This window comes from Capnocytophaga gingivalis, from assembly GCF_002302415.1.
Classification (GTDB): domain Bacteria; phylum Bacteroidota; class Bacteroidia; order Flavobacteriales; family Flavobacteriaceae; genus Capnocytophaga; species Capnocytophaga gingivalis.
The window spans coordinates 1,829,407-1,846,416 of the sequence record NZ_CP022386.1 but is presented as its reverse complement, the minus strand read 5'-3'; the positions used below and the strand labels follow the sequence as shown (position 1 = coordinate 1,846,416).

The window sequence follows — 17,010 nt, the reverse complement described above, 5'->3', positions numbered from 1 at the left end:
TTAAATGAGTTAATCTCTAGGATAATTTTGTTTTCTTACAGCTAAGCTACTTTCATTATTAAAAACACGTATGCCACCCACAGGGATCAATTCTCCTTTAGGATCATCTTTTTCAACTATACAAAGTCCCATTTGGATATTTCTAATCCCTTCTGGGGTAATCTCTCCTGAAAACACCTTTGCTTCTTTGTATAGTGCTCCACCATTATTACCTTTTACCTTCATATAGACTGTAAATTTATTCCCTGATCCAGAAATAATAGTCCCTTCCCCTGTAGCTATATCAAATTTTCCATTGCTCTCCGCTATATAATCTGTTTTTATTTTTATCCCATTTTGTTCATAGAATTTATAACGGTAAGGCAAATATGTTTTCCCTATCATGTCTCCTTTCACATTTGTATATATCGACTTATAACTACCTGTCTGAAAAATTCCTTGAATATCAGGTGGATTATCCCCTTCGTTAATCTGCATTCCATTGCTTTCCATTTCCTCTAAAAGTCTGTCTGAGATAATTTCTCTTGCTTCTTGAGGAATATTAAAATGTCTAGGATCCTCTGATCGTGAGCAGGATACTACTGTAAATAAAGCACATATCGCTGTGCAAAGCGCATAAATGGTTCTTTTCATCTTTTTCTCTTAAATTATTTTATTTTTCAACGGTTATATATGATATTTATCAACTTATCACTTAATCTCCATAAGGATATTCTTGTTTTTTTACGGCCAACTTATCCTTACTTATCCAGATACGTATGGTACCCACTGGTACTACTCTTCCTATTATATCGCCTGTTTTCTCTATTTTAAGAAAACCATATTGGAAATCCTTAATCCCTTCTGGGGTAATCTCTCCTGAAAGTACAGAAACATCTCTACTCTTTATTTCACCATTTGTAATATTTACATCCAAATAAGCAGTAAACTTGTTACCTTCTCCTGAGATAATAGTACCCCTTCCTGTAGCTCTTTCAGTACTTGTGATCCATTCATTGATGTAATCCGTCTTTACTTTTGTTCCCTTTTGATCATAGAACTTATAGCGGTAGCTGGGGATCTCTTGTCCTACAGAATAGCCATCATCATCTCCTAAACTGGTATAAGTCATCTTTAAATCACCTGTAGCAAAAATTCCTTGGATATTAGGAGGGTTCATCCCTTCATTGATAGTCATTCCATTAGCTTTCATTTTCCCTATAAGCTCTTCAGGGATAATAGCCTTAGCCTCGGCTGGAATATTCAGATTTTTGTTGTTGTTTCCTGCATTATCCTCTGATTTAGAGCAAGAAACCATTACAAATAGGGCACATACTGCCACACAAAATACATAGATTGTTCTTTTCATTCTTTGTTCTCTTTTTATTATAGTGGGGGGCAAAGGTAATGATTAATGATCAATGTTTGATAATTAGTAATAAAAAATTAACAATTGAACACTAATCAGTCTCCATAGGGAAACTTTGTTTTCTTCTTTGCCAATTTCCCTTTATCCTTCCAAATACGGACACCTCCTACTTGCATAAGTTTGTTATCGGGATCTTCTTTTTCAAGTATACAGAATCCCCATTGGAAATCCTTAATTCCCTGAGGGGTTATCTCCCCCGAAAGTACCGTTGCTTGTCGATAAGTTGCCCCTTTGGCAGATCCTTTTTGTTCTATATAGGCAGTAAATTTGTTCCCTGATCCTGAGAGGGCAGTACCTTTTCCTGTAACGTTGTCATCACTTGAAGGAGCTTCTTGTATATAATCGGTTTTCACTTGTATCCCATCTTGCCCATAGAATTTGTAACGATAACTGGGGACTTTGTATCCTATGGCTAAATCGTTCTCCAAACTAGTATAGAACAACTCCAATGAATCTGTAGCAAAAATCCCCTGAATATCAGGTGGGTTTTTACCTTCATTGATTGTCATCCCATTATCTGCCATGATAGCAATATATTTCTCAGCTATGATATTTCTTGCTTCTTCTGGAATATCAAAGCGAGAGGTCTTCTCTGAGCTTTTACCAGTGATTTTAAAGTAAAAAAATACAGCCAATAGAATGCACACTACTGCACAAAGTATATATAAGGCTTTTTTCATTTTTGCTATTCTATTTTTTTTATTATTAAAGAGCAAAATTAATAACAAATAATGAACTATAAATAATAGACAACAAATAATTAACATTTTATCTCTTTTGTAAACTTGCTAATTCACTATTTTTATCCCTACTGAGAAGTAGAGGGCAGGGCTATAAATTTGCTTGGGAGCTCCCTCGAAAGTTTGGGTAAAGAAAGTGCTCAGCTTTCGCTCTTTATAGATACCCATCCGCATAAGGTCTGTCCCTATAACCAAGGGGATATGCAGGTACTTCCCTACCCTGAAATCGGGTTGTAAGCCTACAATTGTATGTTGGGTAAAGAAGACTGCTTTTTTGCCTTCTTTTCTCAAGAAAGCTGCGTAGATAGAAGCGTCAGCCAAGAGACATAGCGAAAAGGGTTCACTAAAACGATAGCCTATAGCTCCCTTTCCTCCTTCTAAAAAATTACCTTTAGCCCATCCTATCCACTGCTCTCCTTGATATTCTACAAAAGCAGTAGGAAAAACCATAGGATATCCCAAAAGGGTATTGACAAGTGTTCCTGCCCCTATCTGCATGTGTTGGTTGCTATGCCAGATAAAAAGCAAGGCACCATTGGCAACCACATTTTCACCAATTGCAATGGACGAAAGTCTGTTTTCAGGAGTATATATGCCCAATCCTACAGCCGTAAGCCATGACCAACGAGTACCCAGTGGTCGCAAGTGCAAGATATTAGCACTAAGGTTCATTGTCTGATAAGGTAGTCCCTCGGTAGGATTCATTTGTTGGAAAACCATATTGCCTCCCACTGCCCAAACACTTATTCGCCTATAGGAATCCTTGGCAAGCGAATCAAGATGTATAGGCAACTGTAGGGAGAGTTCCTCTCTGAAAAGACCTTCTTTGCCCAGTATATCCGTCTTAAAGGAGACCTGAGCAGAGACAAAAATAGGTAATAGGTAAAGACAAGCTAATAATTTATACACTTTGTCAAAGCCCTTAGACTTTGACAAAGTGTTGCAATAGAATATAGTGTTCTTCATTAATCATTAACAATTAATCATTAACCATCACTTCCTTGATATCTTTCCTCTTAGAATAAGCTACTGGTTTGGCATAACCAATACGTAAAAGGATTTGAGGATAAAGATTTTCCTTAGGAAAATTCTCACGCAGTGTTAGATTTATTTCAGGCACTTCACAGGGTTGATTCAGGTAGGCATGAGCTATACCTGCCTGAGTAAGCAATAGCAGAAAACGTTCGAGAGTACGACCAGCCTGTATCCAAGTACGAATATCATTCCCTTCGGTGGTGAGTAGTACCATATAGGAAGAGGATTGTATCTTCTTCAGGTCGGTTTTGTTTTGAGTTTTTGCTTTCAAGCTTCCCCGTACAATAGGCTCAGTGACCCAGCGAGGTAGGTTAGGCGCTCCCAACACCGCATAGCTCAATCCATCATGGGTACTCTCAGAATGTTTTTTGTTAAAACGAATCCATGAGAGGAGCTCATTCTTGAAAGCTGGGTCTGACATCTGTACGGTATTACCCTGTAGGACAGCTTGGGTAAACCTTTCAAAGAGTGGAGTGTCTTTGGCAAAAACATGAAACTTCCCTGCTCCCTCTAAAGGAGATAATCCCTCATATACTTTGTCAATGAGACTTTGCAATAGAGCAGGGTCGATACGCCTGTCCTCATACTCAGAACGATTGGTTTGTCGCTTCTCAATAAAAGCAGCCAAGGGATCAGGGACAACGGTATTGGATTTGTGAAGTTCCACAGTAATCACCCCTTCCTCACTAAGGCTTACCTGAGTCTGATAATGTAACTCAGAGGCCTTTGTGCAGAGATTCTCCAGTGCACACCCCAAGCTGATAAAGAGCTCTCGGTGCTGGCTATCCACTGCTGGGAGCGCCTTTTCGAAGTTGGGAGAGATCACTATGCTGTGGTCGAAAGTCTCAAACCACCATGGTTGAGAATTATGACCCGAAGGTGCTTGGGTAGCAGCCTTGATAAGGGTCATGTAATCGGAATCTTGGGCGCGACCCTTTAGGGCAACAAGCGCCATCATAAAAGTAATAGATAACATTTTGAAGTTCATTTTATTTGTCTTTGTTTTTCAATGCAAAGTAACGACGAAAAAATGTAGAAAAAATGAACTTGGGTTCATAAATGCTTTTGGTAGTTTAAAAATAAAATCGTAACTTTGAAGGGAATATCTCCTCTTCCTTTGCGGATCGCAGCAAAAGGTTATACATAGAAAAACAACTGAAAAACAAGTAGATAGAAAATAGAAAATGAACATCATAGAACTTATAAACCTTATCAAGCCTCTTCCTGAATTATTTATTCACGAACACGATATATTCTGCTTAGATACTTTCCTAAATGGTTGGTATTATCGCAATCAAGAAGAAGAGGTAAAAGCAGATATTCTATATAATGACTTTTACTATTGGTTACGCAAGAAATATCATCTTAGGGATAGTAGAGGATGGGCGGATATACTCTTCTACAAATTCAAGACTAAAGAAAAGGCTTTAGATGCTTTCTTTGAACTATTTGACACCTTCTACCAAGAACATATCTCCAGAGACTTCTTGGGTAAGGTGGAATGGCTTATTATCACATTAGAAGATGAAAACTATGATAATTTAGCTCATTTGCTGAAAGAAGATTTAAAGTACACTACCTTAGGAACAGAACTTTATATGAAATTACGGTTTCGCTTGACTACAATCCTACAGGAAAAAGACACATATCCAAGAGTTCATTTCTCGCTTGTGGAAGAATTATTAAGGGAACTCCATGAGAAAATAGCTCCTTAGAAAATACGCTTGCGTATTCTGCTGAGGGCTTGAGGGGTGATCCCTATATAAGAGGCAATGTATTTTAAGGGAATATTCTGAATCAGCTTAGGATCCTTTTCTAATAGATTGAGATAGATCTCTTCAGGAGATTGCAATAAAAACTGAGCTTCACGTTGCATTTTCTCAATAAGCAAGTGCTCCAATATATCGGCTTTTATCTGGAGGTATTCCTGTTGTTGTATGAGATGATCAAGATGTTCTCTGCCAATCTTGTAGGCTGTAACCTCCTTGAGCGCTTCTATGGAGAGCAAAGAGGGTTCTCGCCTGACGAAAGAAGTGTAGGAAAGACAGAAACTCTCTGGGAACAAGATATCTACGGTAGTTTCCTTATCGGTCGTAGAATTATAATAGAAGAAACGTACAATCCCTTCGCTCAAATAGTACAAAGAGTTCTCCACCTCACCTACACGAGTGATGAGCTGTCCTTTGGTGAAGTGTACTTCTGTAAAATATTGACTTAGGAAATCGAGGTTCAAAATTTGGGAAATAGGATAATAAGAAATAGGTAAAAAAGGCTATCCTTACGAATAGCCTTTTTATATATAATTTAGTAAACCCACATATCTTGTTCTCTGTCGCGGATACGCTGCTTGATACGCTCTGCTTCCAAGAGTTGGTATAAGGCATTGTCTGGGAGGTACTTTTTGATTTCCCTATCCCCATATACGTTGTCCTCCTTATAGATAACCCCTACGAAGCGACGAGCATTGAGCAAGTGGTCAAAAGAGACGCGGTTAGCAGAGTTCAACTGATTGAATACCCTTGCTTTGTGCAAGATATTTCTTGCGGCAGGATACCATACCCAGAAAAGTTCTACTAAGTTAGACTGTGCATCATCAGTTCCCAATACACTCACATCGGGAGCTACTGGTGCAATTCCTAACAGACGATACTTAAGTTCTCCTTGGCGCTTATCGAAGTACCACAACCCCTTGATTCTGTATTGTACAATATCACGAGAAGTAAGATCAGTACGTACAATATATTCAGGAGGAAGAGGCAATCCTTGGTTAAGGATTTCGTAACCAGCATCCAAAGTATCTGCCTTAGAAAGGCTATACTTAAGATCATCATAAGTTCTCTTCTCAGTAAAATAAGAATCTACATAAGTCTCAGTGAGTCTTTTTTCCCTCATCGCTCTAAGAAGTACATCGTACAAAGAACGACGATCTGCACCAATTTCCATAGTATCAATAGGGAATAGTAGTGGAAAATTAGCTCTTTCTTCCAAGTCAACGAGTTCCCAAGTAGTAGTAGACCACATGATATCGCGATCATCTACATAACCATAAGGAAGTGGTACGTCGTTGTCAGATTCCTGTTGAGCGGCAGTCTTCTCACCTATTTCAGAAGGAACTTTTGCATTGAGTATATTTACCTGAGCAAAAGTAGTCGAAGATACTATCCACATAAAAGATAGCGTCAGGATATTCTTTAGTGCTTGTTTCATAATCTTATAATTTGTTATAATACTTCAATTGATATTGGAGTAGCTGGTTTAGGAGTACCACTATATCCTGATACAGAGTAACGTATTTCAGATATTTGAATGATATCCCCTCTCTTAGCTCTATTCACTGCAGCTGCTGCAGCACCGCTAGCACTTACTCTGTTACCTTGTACCACCACACTTGGCTGACCAGGAACTAAGATACGGAATGAGTTCACCCTTGTAGAAAGGTCGAAGTCAAAGTCGTTAAATGCTACGGAAAGCTCTCCAGCCAAGATATTAGCCTTAGCCAACTTCACAGCTCCTGTAGTACGTAAGATAGCACCTTCTGGTTTTGGAATATCTTTCACACGGAACTTCTTAGAAGAAGAGAATTTCTGACCCTCGAAAGTACCAGTCACATTGATAGTTACCTCAGCAGAACCTACATTAGGTTTCATGATATAGTTAGGTCCACTCTTACGAGAAAGTCCTGGTGCTGAAGCTGTCACCTGATTATCAGGCACCCCTGGCATAGAGATAGTCATAGGGTTCACAACTCCACGATATACTACGTTCATCTTGTCAGCAGAGATTACTGCTTCGTTTGGACGAGGGATAGTAGTGAATGATTGAGCCACCTCTACTTGAGTTTCTTGACCAAATTGTTTGTAGTACAAAGTACCAGCGATCTTGTGCTCACCTACATTACCAGTGTTCACTTTAAGTTTGACCTTTCCTTCTACAACTTCCACTTCAGATTCAGAAAGCTTTCTTCCATCGAGGGTAAGTTCTACACGTTCTGGTTTGGTAGAGCCGTCCTTACGACCAAGTACGATAGCACCATCGAACTGTTGATTAGCATAGTAAGCCCCACGTGATTGTTCAAGCAAAGTAGTATAGTGCTTCATAGAAAGCTCGTCTTTCATCTTTTCACCGAGCATAGCCTTATAGAAATCTTGTTCTGTCTGGCGGATATCGGATTGAAGTTGAGAGAACTTAGTAACAGAGGCTATATAAGGGAACCCTTCATAGTTGTACTGAACCCAACCAATAGTGTTACCATCACGGTTTTTTACCTTGTTATTCTCTCCTGTAGAGAAACGCTCTTCAATAATTTTCTTAAGGGCTTCATCTTTAGCTCCTAATAGACTTACCAATTGGGTACGATACTTGTTGATTTCATCCAAGAATTTTTGCCCTTCTGGTTTTAGTCCGTCTGTTTTAAAGAACTTTTCATCCAAAAAATCAGATTTGTCCATCACTTGGTAATCTGTTTTGTTGCTTGCCTGAGACATTACTTCTTCCTTAAGAGTGTTTAAGTAAGCGTAATACTCATTAGAAAGTTCTCTTACCTGACGCGCTTTTTCTAAAGCCTCTTTATAATCCTCAGGTTTTTCCTGTTCTTTTTTCTCTAATTCTGCAAAGGCTGCTTCATTGGTAAGTTGGTAACGTTCGTTAGCTGTTTGTAACTTTTCGTTCATAAGTCCAAACGCACTAAGTACCTCTTTGCCCATATTAAGAGCCATCATCGCGATGAAAACCAGATACATCAGGTTAATCATCCTTTGTCGTGGTGAATTCGCTGCTGCCATATTCTAAATTTTTTTAATGATTATTAACTAATTTAGAATTATCTGGCACCACCCATTGCAGAAAGCATTCCACCATATACTGTATTGAGAGATCTCAAATGTTCTTTAAATGAATTAACTTGTGCATTCAATGAGTTGAGGTTATCCACCATACCTTCTTGAGCATTCACCTGAAGTTCAGTTCTTTCAAGTTGGATACGGTAAAGAGAGTTCAAAGCCTCTAATTGAACAGCAGCTGTAGTAAGCTCTTCTCCATATTTACGAGTAGAAGCAACAGCATCAGCAGCAGGGCCGATATTCTTAGCAGCTCCTTCGAAGTTACGGATACTAGTAGCCAATGAGTTCATCAAGTTAGCATCTATATGAGCTTCTCTTAGGATATTATCCAATTTTTCAGAAAGAGATTCTCTAAGTACTTGAGTTTCTTGATCATTTCTAGATGGAAGCTGTGCGTTTCCACTGAAATTAAGCTGTCTTGGTTCTCCTCCTTCTAGTTCAGGGAATACACGAGACCAGTCATACCCTGTATCCACAGGTTCGAAAGCTGAAATAGCGAAGATGATTGCTTCTGTGATAAGACCTATCGCCAAGAGAGTACCACCCCCAAGCTTAATAGATCCTAAAGGTAATTCCCAGTGAAGAATTTTGAATAGAGCTCCGAGGATTACAACAGATGCTCCCAAACCATAAACCATATTTATGATTTTCTTTGACGATTTTGATGAATTTGCCATTTTTTCTTTGATTTAATTATACTTTGTTTTATTTATTAATTTTTAATTTTTCACTATCTCATGTTGGTTAAGTTACCTTTTTTAGTATCCACTCTCTGAACACCCATGAAGCTCTGTACGGTACGAAAACCGATATAGCTACGGGCAGAGTCTTGATACTCATAATCACGGGTAGCCACCTGTGTATAGAAAGCCACATCTTTCCAAGAACCACCACGGATCACCTTACGTTTGTTCTTTTGGTCATTCACGTTAGGGTTCATTGAGGACATATATTCGTATGAGTTAGAATCATAAGAAGTATTAGTCCACTCAGATACGTTACCTGCCATGTTATAGAGATTGTATCCGTTAGGGTGGTAAGACTTAGCTTCTACTGTATAGAGAGCGTTATCAGCGGCATAGTCCCCACGAGTTGGTTTGAAGTTGGCCATAAAACAAGCCTTACTATCCACTGTATAAGGACCTCCCCAAGGGTAAGTAGCACCCTCTAAGCCACCACGAGCAGCAAATTCCCATTCTGCTTCTGTAGGAAGACGGAAAGCATTCACATCTTTTTTCTTCTTAGCTTTTTGGAAAGAGTTCTTATATAAGGTACGCCATTCGCAGAAAGCCTTAGCTTGTCTCCAAGTAACTCCTACTACAGGATATTCGCTATAAGCATAGTGCCAGAAGTAGTCATTATGCATAGGCTCGTTATAGGAGTAGTTGAAGTCCTTAATCCATACTGTAGTATCAGGATATATTTTGACGATCTCTTCTTTGATAAAGTCCTTACGACCTTTTTTGTGAGAACGAGCAGCCGCCTCAATATCCATCCATTGATATTTGAAAACGAGCTTATCTACATCCAAGGGACGACGACCATTATATGTTTCCTCAATAGGTACATACATAGTATCCATCACCTCTACGTAATGTTCGTCAGGATATTTTTCCTTATCCCAGATAAGCTTTACTTTACGATTGATCTTACGTTTTTCAGGATTGTCCTTATCTCCATAATTTTCGTACATATACTTATCATAAGCATTGAGTTTTTCCTGATCAGTATCAAGGAAAGCATATTGTCCTATACCTTCCCCACCAGCAGACTGACCACTTTCCTCTGCCATGATAGCCAATTTACGACGAACGATAGAGTCACGCACCCAGTTGACGAACTGGCGATACTCTCCATTGGTGATTTCTGTATCATCCATATAGAAAGGACTCACTGTTACGGTCTTCGTAGTAGCATCCTCTGTATGAGCTTTGTCATAATCTGAGCTACCCATTACGAAAGCACCACCTGGCACAAGTGTCATCCCATAAGGTTTAGGCTGTTTCCACTGCCCTCCTTTTACACCTACAAGCTCTCCTCGGTCATTACCTGAACCGCAGGATACCACCAGATAACCTATTACAATAAGTGCTACTTTTTTTAGTTTCAATATCATAATCTACAATATTATTTCGGGATGGCAAATGTAGGCATTTTTATTTGTCCTACACTATTTTTTTTACAAATTCCTTCTATTTTTAAAAAATCTTTATACAATTATCTTTTTAAAGAATTTAGTGCATATTGATTTTCAAAAAGTTACAAAGATTTCGAATGGTAATTATTCTTAAAAAAAGTTATTAACACTTCTTTTGTTAATTATCTTTTGTCTTTGTAATGGAAGATTGTATAGGACACTTACATGTACCTCCCTTTGTTGTTTAATTCTTCACGATTAGTTTTACAAGTTTTTTTGGATTTATTTAAACTCCAATATTACATCCTCTATATAAGTAAGGTAATCTTTTCCCTGATCTTTGAGGAATTGTTCAAAGTATTTTTCTCCAGCTTCTACACCACCGGCTTGTTCTGCCTGTAGTATTTTTTGGTAAAGGGGGCCTATATATTTTTCTATAGTCTGAGAAGGAACAGAAGTTCTACGCCCCATATAATTGATGATTTGTCCACTTGGATCTCGGATAATATCAAAATCGGTAATCACCCAGTAATACTCCCCTGACTTAGCCATATTTTTAACAATTGCATGGAAGTTAATCCCTTTTTGGATGTTATCCCATAGAATTTTGAATATTGTCTTAGGCATGTCAGGATGACGAATTATATTGTGAGGCTTGCCTATTAGCTCTCCTTCTGAATAACCGCATACATCGATAAACACTTGATTTACATACTCTATAGTGCCCTTTGCATCGGTTTTACTCATAATTGTCTTGGTCTTGTCCCAAGCAACTTCTTTATTCACTGGTGTACTCATAAGTCTAACTATTTATTCGGCGCAAAGATATAAAAATATTTTTAGAAACAAATAAAAAAACGTTTTTTTTTATCTTTTTTTCATAAAAACTTATTAACCATTTTTCATTTATACCATAATATATAATTAAGTATAATTAGAAAAACAACAAAATATTTATAATCAATGATTTATAAAAAATACTTTCTTAACTTTCCCTTCCTTAAATATTTATTAACAACGAGGAAATATTTCTATTCTTCTTGGATAATTTTAATATTTTTATCCTCTATTTTTACAAAATCCAATGCCTAAAAAATCCCTATACTATCTCCTTTAAGCACTTTCTTATGGTAATTTTTTCTTTTAGTATCTCTGTCAACTTTTTTCTTTTATCTAGATTCTTATGAAAGATATACTCAAGACAATGTACTAATACTGCCGCAAAGATACTAATTTTTTCTAAATATATGGTTATTTTGAAAATTATTTTTATCTTTGTACACTCAAAAATTCATAAAACTTTCTTATGAGACAGATTATTTTCACCTTATTCCTATTTTCCTTCGCTGGAGGATATGGGCAAAAACTCTTAAACCAAAGTGATATAGAAGAAAAAAAGTTTGGCATGGAGAGTCTCTTTAGCCTCTATGAGGATAAGTCGCCCCTGAATGGAGCCTATAAGATTTCTCAGGGCAATGGGGAATACTATGAAGCCTCTTTTTCGGATGGAAAACTCAACGGCATCGCCAAATACTACGACCGCAACGGAAAAATTATGGCTGAAAGAAGCTATAAGAATGGACAGCTGACAGGGGTCAGCCGTGAATATCATCCTAATGGAAAAGTAAAAAAAGAGATAGAACTCACCGCTGGAATCTTTACTGGATTCTATAGAGAATATACTCGTAGTGGGATGCTCTGGAGGGAATATTTCTACAAAAATGACCAAATGGAAGGAAGCTTTCGCGAGTTCTCCGATGGAAAAGTAGTCAAGGACTTACACTACAAGGCCGACAAACCCGATGGAGAATGGAAGGAATATGACGAGGATGGCAAGCCTATAGAGATAGAACACTACAAGATGGGTAAAAAAGATGGCAAACAGTGGTATATGCGCTACTATGACCGCCGCAGTGGAATAAAACAATATATCACTGAGTACTACAAAGAGGATGTCCCTGTAGGTAAGTGGGAAACAAAACTTGAGGATGGCACCCTACGTGAGAGACAGGAATACAAGCCCAATGGTACATCGGTACGTGAGCGCTACCATGAGAATGGCAAGCTCCGTGAGCTAGCTACCTTCAAGGGAGATAAGCGCCATGGACCCTACAAACTATATGATGACCTGGGAGTATTGCTCGAGGACAGCAATTATGAGAATAACTACCCTGCCCACCTGAAGACTTTCTATCCTAACGGACAGGTCAAGGAGGAGAGTTTTTCTAAAAATGGAAAACGTGAGGGTAAGTATATCCTATATGACGAGCGCGGGCGTACCTTACTTAAGGGCAACTACCTGAAGGATTACGAGGATGGTCTCTGGCAGTACTATTCCCTAAAAGGAAACTTAGAAAAGGAAATCAACTTCAAGGAAGGTAGCCGCGAGGGTACTTATAAGGAATACCACCTATCGGGCAATCCTTATATAATAGGACAATACCTACACAACCAAAAAGAGGGTACTTGGAAGTACTTCAACCCAGAAGGAGAAACTGTGCAGGAGATTACCTACAAAAATGGCAATCAGATGCAGGTAACCCGCTATGAACTAAAGGATACAAGGGAGAAGACAAAGAAGTGAGAGCTTGCTTGTTGCTCTCTCACTCCTCTTCTCATTCCTCACAGGGTATTGTCTTGACTTTGTAACACGTTACTTTCATAAGCAGGGAGAATCACTCCCGTCACTGCTTTGTCCATTGATTTTTGTAGTGCTTGAGCCTCTTAGTCTTCTACACAAAATACCTCAAAGCCAATATTGTCCCTATGTGCATCCCCTCGTGAGTGTTGTTAAAGAGAATGGCCTCCTCTACACTATGGAGGGTATAGCCAAAGGAGGTTTCATATACAGGATAGTCTTTCCCTGCAAACACCCCTTTTTGATAGTCCTCAATGATTTGGTCATGGGTGGAAGTCAGTAGCTGGCGAAGGGTAGCAATTTCCTCTTGGCTTGGGATATGTCCATCGGGGTAGGTACCCTTCCTGTAAGTGTTAATCAACTCCTCCGACACATGAGGGGTCACTCCGGCGAGCTTATAGCACAGCAGCTGTTGGGTGACCACACAATGGGCTATATTCCATAGGATATTGTTATGAAAGCCCTCAGGGATGAGCGCTAATTGTTCTGGGGTAGCTTCGTCCAAGAAGCGCAACAGACGGGCACGGATGGCCTTGTGTAAGTCAAATGCTTTTGTCATAATGATAATATGTTAATATAATAATTTGCTATTGATTTAGACCTAATCGCCAGGTCGCCTAACTCTGAGTTTCCACACGGCTTCTTCATCAAAATTTTTAGGGTCGTAGTTTTCCTTAATCATCTCTTGAGACTTCTCATAGTAAGAATACACACTGTTTTTATCTTTGAAATAACTTTTGTAGCCATATTCTCTCTGTTGTGAATCATATGTATAAATGGCTCCTACAAAAGTAAGCGTATCAAAATCAGCTATATTATCTATAATGATATCGTCAATAATGAGTTTATCTCTTGTGGCATAACACATTTTTAGGTCTTTGACTTTTGATGTAAGGGGTATTTTTTTAACAATCTCAATGGGGAGCGTATGGTGTGCTTCTAAATAGTTTTTACTAAATAGGGCGGTAATTTTATATATTACCAATTGGTTGCCTACTACAGCTATTTGTGTGGTGCTTGAGTCATCTCCTAATGTTTTTTCATAGTGATAATATTTTTGTTTAGAGGTGAAGGCTTCCCAAATGTGCTTTTCTACCTGTAGAGGGTATAATATTCTATGCTGAGAAATATTATACATGCAAATATATTGTTGTTCTCCATCAGTATACAAATCATAGCTCTGATTCAAGTAATGAAAAGCATACTTTACCTTGTGTAATTTATTGAGATTTGGCACAATACTCATATCAATAGGTTGATCATCATCTCGCAATGAAATATAATATCCTTCGCTTGTTTTTACCATTTCAAGGTCTTTTACATAAGTAGCATTCTTAATGGGTAGTACAAATCTATCGTTACCATACTTATCACAACTCCACAAATTACCGTCTTTAAAATCCAACAAATACTGTTCAAAAAGCTCTCCCTCACTTCGGTACTTGATAAAAGTAGCCTCAGTAAATTTTCTCTTACAGCCTCTTGCTCTCAGATCTTTAGTGATTTCCATAAGATCAGTCCCATTGTAATCCATTACATAAAAAGTATTATCGTCATATAACAGATTTTTGTCATAACTATTGGTTTTTTGAAATTGTACGGTTTTAGCATTGAGTCCCTCTATCTTTTTTAAAGTATATGTTCGGTTATTATACTCATACACAAAGTTTTTATCTTTTAACAAAGTAGTATGTTCCAATTCAGCAATAACAGTAGGGTGCTGGGGAAAATCTGGCATTGGAGTAGTGATAAGCTCACCATATTTCATGGCTACCCTCACCCACTTACCATTTACATAAAAGCAATTATTCCTAAAAGTTTGAGTAACACTATTAGTAGGAAACATTTTGACAGCTCTTACACACTGTTTCAAATTTGTATAATCTCTAAAATACTCCACAAAATAGTAATCATTGGCATTAGCAATGATTAATTCATTTTTATCCTCCACATTTGTCATAACAATATGAGCCTCTTTACTATCAAAAGGCAATAAGTATTTTTCATAAGAAGTAATCGCAATTTTATTACGATTACTATAGTATTTTTTTACTAAATACACTTTTTCACCTTCTATTTTTAAACTGAAGTCTTCATAGAAAGTTAGTATAGGACCTGCGTAGCTTTTAGAAAGAGACCCTAACAAGACTAATAAAAAAAAGATTCTTTTCATTCTTAGACAGATATTTTAATAATAGACAATACTCCTTGTGTAATGCCGTACGCAATGGGAATTGGTAGTATCCTTTTTGTGAATCCAATTGCCGTGTATTATTCTTGTCCGATACAGAGGTAGTATATTATTGTACATTTGCACAGCCCCAGCCATCGTAATTACCTTCAAAAGGAGAGGCGAGTTCTAACAAATCCCATACGATATCATCGATATCCAAAGGACTGTCCTCACGGGTGGCTTCTACCATATAGGGATATTCTTTTCCTTCTGCTTTTCGATCTTCTACAAATTCATCATCGTTAAAACGTACTTTAAAACCTTTGGCTTCAGCTTCTTTGGCAAAAGCCTGTTGCTGAGCCGCTTCTTTGAAGTAGATAAAATGGTCGATTTCGCGAGGCACCTCCATCTTATCGCCATTCTTTTCGAGTTGCATTAGCACTTTGCGGTTTTGCATCGTTTGGTAAGAAAACTCATCGGGGTAGAGGAAACCGAAATAATCTTCCCACTCGGGGTCTTCGGCTATATTATACCCCGACTGATAGCCCTCAAAAGTTTGTAATGCATCTTCACAAGTTTTTGCCAAAGCCTCGGCATTTTGGGTATAAAACCAGAGTTCTAAAAACCCTTCCGATTTCACCACCCCTGCTAATACAGCCCCTGTAGCTTCGGCTTTTTCACCTATAGCGTCCTCTATATCACAGAGGATAGGATATTCTTCATTGGAAGAAAGTCCGTCGGGTCTAGGATTTTGCATTTTGATATAGAACTGCAAGCGCTGAGAGAGTCCTTCGAGAGGAGCGACCTCAATCAAGGCTAAGTTGGTGCGTATAGAGGCGGGAGCGCCTTCAATACGGCACATAAAGAAATCCCAATTTTGGGGAAGATTTTTATTGTTCATATAAGTTTGATTTATTTTTTAAGACTAATACAGATATACTGACCTCGTGGGTTATAGTGCCCTTTTTGATCCCAACGAACAGAGACATTAATTACTTTGGCATAGAGATTCCCATCACTTCCCATAAAGACTTGTTCTCTATCCTTTTCATCCAACACTAATGCCCACTGGGTAAAAGCGGTTGAAAATACTTGCTTTATTTTATTTGTCTCATCAATACTATAAAGTGAGAATTCAGTAACTCCTTCATAGACATTGTCTAATAGAGTCATAAAATACTGTCTATCTGGGGTAATATAAGGATAAGCGGCTAAAGTAAACTTTTTACCTGTGGTTTTGTCAATCAAGGTATAATCCCAATCTTCATAGTATGTAGTACTGATAAGATATTGATTTAGAAAGGGTATTCCCCCTATATAGGTATGCTCTATTCTATTGTCATCGTACTTAGGCGCAAGGCTATCAATATAAGTAACATATTTGTTTTTACACTCCTGACAAGGAAGGCGCAGTTTCCCTTTTACTTTTTTGATAGTATTGGTAGTATCTACAAAGTCAACCGCATTGGCTTTTTGAGCGAGATATTCGTCTTTAGTCACAAAACGAATGTTTATTTTCTTGAACAGTTTCTTGCCTTCAGTAGTAATCAGTTCTTTATAGTTGAGTTTTATTTGGCTAATATCACCTGTTTGTTCTTTTTTAATAAAGAGTTTTTCCCATTGCCATAAGATAATCTCCTCGCCATCGCGCTTGTACTTCCTTTGGGGGCGTTGTTTTATGCCATACCAAGAGTTAAGTTCTTGAACTACCTCTACTTTTTCAGCATAAGGCAATTTGCCAAGACGTGCGCTTTTGTCGTCAGCTTCTTCATAAAGATCAATACTATCGCGGGTGGTTACATAAACTTCTTTAATCGTAGGTGTATTATAATCAATAGGGTTACCTATTCTTTTACCCTCAGTGTGTGTATTCTCAACTGAATCCTTCTTTTCTGTATAAACTACATCAGCGGTGTCGATTACCTCTTCTTGGGCAGGAGAGGATGAGAAATATTGGCAGCTGCTAAATAAACAACTGATGAGTAAAATTGGCAATAACCGTGTATGTAAGTAATTGTTATAAGACATTCATTTTCAATTT

The 17,010-nt window shown here is 38.0% G+C and carries 17 protein-coding genes; 2 read left to right on the top strand and 15 right to left on the bottom strand.

From position 1 onward, the window contains the following. Window positions 1-9: 9 nt before the first annotated feature. The 5 genes from CGC50_RS08730 to CGC50_RS08710 form a co-directional block, all read right to left on the bottom strand. Window positions 10-633, bottom strand: a complete 624-nt coding sequence (locus CGC50_RS08730) for a hypothetical protein (RefSeq protein ID WP_095910516.1) — start codon at window positions 631-633, stop codon at window positions 10-12. Between the two features lie 61 nt (window positions 634-694). Beyond that, window positions 695-1,348, bottom strand: coding sequence for a hypothetical protein (locus CGC50_RS08725; RefSeq protein ID WP_095910515.1), 654 nt, complete (start codon window positions 1,346-1,348; stop codon window positions 695-697). A 95-nt stretch (window positions 1,349-1,443) separates the two neighbouring features. Continuing rightward, window positions 1,444-2,088 (bottom strand): hypothetical protein, encoded by a 645-nt coding sequence (locus tag CGC50_RS08720; protein WP_095910514.1) that lies wholly within the window; start codon window positions 2,086-2,088, stop codon window positions 1,444-1,446. Between the two features lie 108 nt (window positions 2,089-2,196). Then, entirely contained in the window at window positions 2,197-3,114 is a 918-nt protein-coding gene (locus CGC50_RS08715) for a DUF6268 family outer membrane beta-barrel protein (protein WP_232781082.1), read from the bottom strand. A gap of 13 nt (window positions 3,115-3,127) precedes the next feature. Continuing rightward, window positions 3,128-4,171 (bottom strand): Acg family FMN-binding oxidoreductase, encoded by a 1,044-nt coding sequence (locus CGC50_RS08710; RefSeq protein WP_095910512.1) that lies wholly within the window; start codon window positions 4,169-4,171, stop codon window positions 3,128-3,130. A gap of 196 nt (window positions 4,172-4,367) precedes the next feature. Between CGC50_RS08710 and CGC50_RS08705 the strand changes: the two genes are divergently transcribed. Further along, window positions 4,368-4,898: a hypothetical protein gene (locus CGC50_RS08705; protein WP_095910511.1), complete on the top strand. Its 531-nt coding sequence runs from the start codon at window positions 4,368-4,370 to the stop codon at window positions 4,896-4,898. Here CGC50_RS08705 and CGC50_RS08700 read toward each other — a convergent pair. From CGC50_RS08700 to CGC50_RS08675, 6 genes are all read right to left on the bottom strand, one after another. After that, complete coding sequence (locus tag CGC50_RS08700; RefSeq protein ID WP_095910510.1) at window positions 4,895-5,416, bottom strand: Crp/Fnr family transcriptional regulator; 522 nt, start codon at window positions 5,414-5,416, stop codon at window positions 4,895-4,897. The two genes, CGC50_RS08705 and CGC50_RS08700, sit on opposite strands and share 4 nt — an antisense overlap. 71 nt (window positions 5,417-5,487) lie before the next feature. Further along, window positions 5,488-6,390: a type IX secretion system ring subunit PorN/GldN gene (gene porN / locus CGC50_RS08695; protein WP_095910509.1), complete on the bottom strand. Its 903-nt coding sequence runs from the start codon at window positions 6,388-6,390 to the stop codon at window positions 5,488-5,490. Between the two features lie 14 nt (window positions 6,391-6,404). Then, window positions 6,405-7,964: a type IX secretion system motor protein PorM/GldM gene (gene porM / locus CGC50_RS08690; protein ID WP_095910508.1), complete on the bottom strand. Its 1,560-nt coding sequence runs from the start codon at window positions 7,962-7,964 to the stop codon at window positions 6,405-6,407. 38 nt (window positions 7,965-8,002) lie between these two features. After that, window positions 8,003-8,698, bottom strand: coding sequence for a type IX secretion system motor protein PorL/GldL (porL, locus tag CGC50_RS08685; RefSeq protein WP_002665684.1), 696 nt, complete (start codon window positions 8,696-8,698; stop codon window positions 8,003-8,005). A gap of 53 nt (window positions 8,699-8,751) precedes the next feature. Beyond that, window positions 8,752-10,137 (bottom strand): T9SS ring complex lipoprotein PorK/GldK, encoded by a 1,386-nt coding sequence (porK, locus tag CGC50_RS08680; RefSeq protein WP_002665808.1) that lies wholly within the window; start codon window positions 10,135-10,137, stop codon window positions 8,752-8,754. A 303-nt stretch (window positions 10,138-10,440) separates the two neighbouring features. Then, window positions 10,441-10,956, bottom strand: coding sequence for a PAS domain-containing protein (locus CGC50_RS08675; RefSeq protein ID WP_095910507.1), 516 nt, complete (start codon window positions 10,954-10,956; stop codon window positions 10,441-10,443). A 508-nt stretch (window positions 10,957-11,464) separates the two neighbouring features. Between CGC50_RS08675 and CGC50_RS08670 the strand changes: the two genes are divergently transcribed. Continuing rightward, the gene (locus CGC50_RS08670) at window positions 11,465-12,742 is read left to right on the top strand and encodes a toxin-antitoxin system YwqK family antitoxin (RefSeq protein ID WP_095910506.1); all 1,278 of its coding nucleotides are present in this window, start codon (window positions 11,465-11,467) and stop codon (window positions 12,740-12,742) included. 148 nt (window positions 12,743-12,890) lie between these two features. Here the strand turns inward: CGC50_RS08670 and CGC50_RS08665 are convergent, their stop codons facing one another. The 4 genes from CGC50_RS08665 to CGC50_RS08650 all read right to left on the bottom strand — a co-directional run bounded on the left by CGC50_RS08665 (window position 12,891) and on the right by CGC50_RS08650 (window position 16,997). After that, complete coding sequence (locus CGC50_RS08665; RefSeq protein ID WP_095910505.1) at window positions 12,891-13,355, bottom strand: DinB family protein; 465 nt, start codon at window positions 13,353-13,355, stop codon at window positions 12,891-12,893. A gap of 42 nt (window positions 13,356-13,397) precedes the next feature. Next, window positions 13,398-14,969, bottom strand: coding sequence for a hypothetical protein (locus tag CGC50_RS08660; protein ID WP_095910504.1), 1,572 nt, complete (start codon window positions 14,967-14,969; stop codon window positions 13,398-13,400). A gap of 127 nt (window positions 14,970-15,096) precedes the next feature. Next, complete coding sequence (locus CGC50_RS08655) at window positions 15,097-15,870, bottom strand: DUF695 domain-containing protein (RefSeq protein WP_095910503.1); 774 nt, start codon at window positions 15,868-15,870, stop codon at window positions 15,097-15,099. Between the two features lie 11 nt (window positions 15,871-15,881). Beyond that, the gene (locus tag CGC50_RS08650) at window positions 15,882-16,997 is read right to left on the bottom strand and encodes an SH3 domain-containing protein (RefSeq protein WP_095910502.1); all 1,116 of its coding nucleotides are present in this window, start codon (window positions 16,995-16,997) and stop codon (window positions 15,882-15,884) included. Between the last annotated feature and the right edge of the window lie 13 nt (window positions 16,998-17,010).

Bases quoted from the DNA above. Each gene is read 5' to 3' on its own strand.
- CGC50_RS08705 (WP_095910511.1), top strand. From the start codon at position 4,368: ATGAACATCATAGAACTTATAAACCTTATCAAGCCTCTTCCTGAATTA.
- CGC50_RS08670 (WP_095910506.1), top strand. From the start codon at position 11,465: ATGAGACAGATTATTTTCACCTTATTCCTATTTTCCTTCGCTGGAGGA.
- CGC50_RS08730 (WP_095910516.1), bottom strand. From the start codon at position 633: ATGAAAAGAACCATTTATGCGCTTTGCACAGCGATATGTGCTTTATTT.
- CGC50_RS08720 (WP_095910514.1), bottom strand. From the start codon at position 2,088: ATGAAAAAAGCCTTATATATACTTTGTGCAGTAGTGTGCATTCTATTG.
- CGC50_RS08710 (WP_095910512.1), bottom strand. From the start codon at position 4,171: ATGAACTTCAAAATGTTATCTATTACTTTTATGATGGCGCTTGTTGCC.
- CGC50_RS08665 (WP_095910505.1), bottom strand. From the start codon at position 13,355: ATGACAAAAGCATTTGACTTACACAAGGCCATCCGTGCCCGTCTGTTG.
- porL (WP_002665684.1), bottom strand. From the start codon at position 8,698: ATGGCAAATTCATCAAAATCGTCAAAGAAAATCATAAATATGGTTTAT.
- porK (WP_002665808.1), bottom strand. From the start codon at position 10,137: ATGATATTGAAACTAAAAAAAGTAGCACTTATTGTAATAGGTTATCTG.
- porM (WP_095910508.1), bottom strand. From the start codon at position 7,964: ATGGCAGCAGCGAATTCACCACGACAAAGGATGATTAACCTGATGTAT.
- CGC50_RS08660 (WP_095910504.1), bottom strand. From the start codon at position 14,969: ATGAAAAGAATCTTTTTTTTATTAGTCTTGTTAGGGTCTCTTTCTAAA.
- CGC50_RS08675 (WP_095910507.1), bottom strand. From the start codon at position 10,956: ATGAGTACACCAGTGAATAAAGAAGTTGCTTGGGACAAGACCAAGACA.
- CGC50_RS08650 (WP_095910502.1), bottom strand. From the start codon at position 16,997: ATGTCTTATAACAATTACTTACATACACGGTTATTGCCAATTTTACTC.
- porN (WP_095910509.1), bottom strand. From the start codon at position 6,390: ATGAAACAAGCACTAAAGAATATCCTGACGCTATCTTTTATGTGGATA.
- CGC50_RS08655 (WP_095910503.1), bottom strand. From the start codon at position 15,870: ATGAACAATAAAAATCTTCCCCAAAATTGGGATTTCTTTATGTGCCGT.
- CGC50_RS08725 (WP_095910515.1), bottom strand. From the start codon at position 1,348: ATGAAAAGAACAATCTATGTATTTTGTGTGGCAGTATGTGCCCTATTT.
- CGC50_RS08715 (WP_232781082.1), bottom strand. From the start codon at position 3,114: ATGAAGAACACTATATTCTATTGCAACACTTTGTCAAAGTCTAAGGGC.